The organism is Clostridium sp. ATCC 25772, assembly GCF_001573875.1.
In the GTDB taxonomy this organism is placed as follows: Bacteria; Bacillota; Clostridia; order Clostridiales; family Clostridiaceae; genus Clostridium_J; species Clostridium_J senegalense.
This window is the reverse complement of record NZ_LFRG01000118.1, coordinates 1-981: the sequence shown is the minus strand read 5'-3', so window position 1 is coordinate 981 and position 981 is coordinate 1. Positions and strand designations below refer to the sequence as shown.

The window sequence follows — 981 nt, the reverse complement described above, 5'->3', positions numbered from 1 at the left end:
ACTTTATATTCAATATTAAATGATTTTAAATTTATGGATAAAAATATAGTAACAATAGAAGATCCAGTTGAGTACAAGATAGAAGGTATAAATCAGACTCAGGTAAATACAAAAATAGGATTAACTTTTTCAAAAGGATTAAGGTCGATATTAAGACAAGATCCAGATGTAATAATGGTAGGAGAGATAAGAGATAAAGAAACTGCTCAAATAGCTATTAGAGCTGCTTCTACAGGTCACTTAGTAATAAGTACAATGCATACTAATAATGCGATTGAGTCAGTAAATAGATTTAATTGCATCAACATTAAACGGTATAATATCTCAAAAATTAATCAGGCGTGTATGTAAAAATTGCAGTTATGGAGAAACTATAGAAACAAATATATCTAAATATCTAAAATTACATAAGGATATAAAAGTTAAAAAGGCTAAGGGGTGTAGAGCTTGCAATGGTACTGGATATAAAGGAAGAGTAGCATTGTATGAAATAGTAGAAGTGGATAAAGATATTAGAAGAGCGATAATGAGTCAAGAGAACATAGAAGATATTTATAATACTGCTAGATTAAATAATATGATTACATTTTTAGATAGTTGCTCATATTTAATTAATGAAAACATAACAACAATAGAAGAAATTATAAGTGCTAGAGTCATATTAAATAGAGGTGAAGCAAATGTCTCTATATGAGTGTATAGTATATGATAAGCATGGAAACAGATCAAGGAAAAAATTAAGTTTTGATTCAGAAAAAGAATTAAAAGTATATGCAATAGAAAAAAATTTGAAAATAGCAAATATAAAATTGATAAAAAATAAAAATAACAAAAATTTAAGAGACAAAGACCTATCTGTTTTATGTAATCAATTAGGGATGTTGATTTCATCTGGATGTGAAATTACACATTCTCTAAATACAATTCAATTAAATTGCAGTAAAAAATTAAAACCAATTCTAAAAAGTATAAATTATAATC

3 protein-coding genes are annotated in these 981 nt (G+C 25.9%); all 3 read left to right on the top strand.

From position 1 onward, the window contains the following. The coding region (locus AZI32_RS17055) for a GspE family protein (protein ID WP_162266749.1) at positions 1-351 on the top strand (351 nt) is incomplete at its 5' end. A 130-nt stretch (positions 352-481) separates the two neighbouring features. After that, positions 482-694 (top strand): hypothetical protein, encoded by a 213-nt coding sequence (locus AZI32_RS17050; RefSeq protein ID WP_061997146.1) that lies wholly within the window; start codon positions 482-484, stop codon positions 692-694. Beyond that, positions 681-981 (top strand): hypothetical protein (locus tag AZI32_RS17045; RefSeq protein ID WP_345968967.1); only part of this gene is annotated, 301 nt, incomplete at its 3' end. The genes AZI32_RS17050 and AZI32_RS17045, both read left to right, overlap by 14 nt.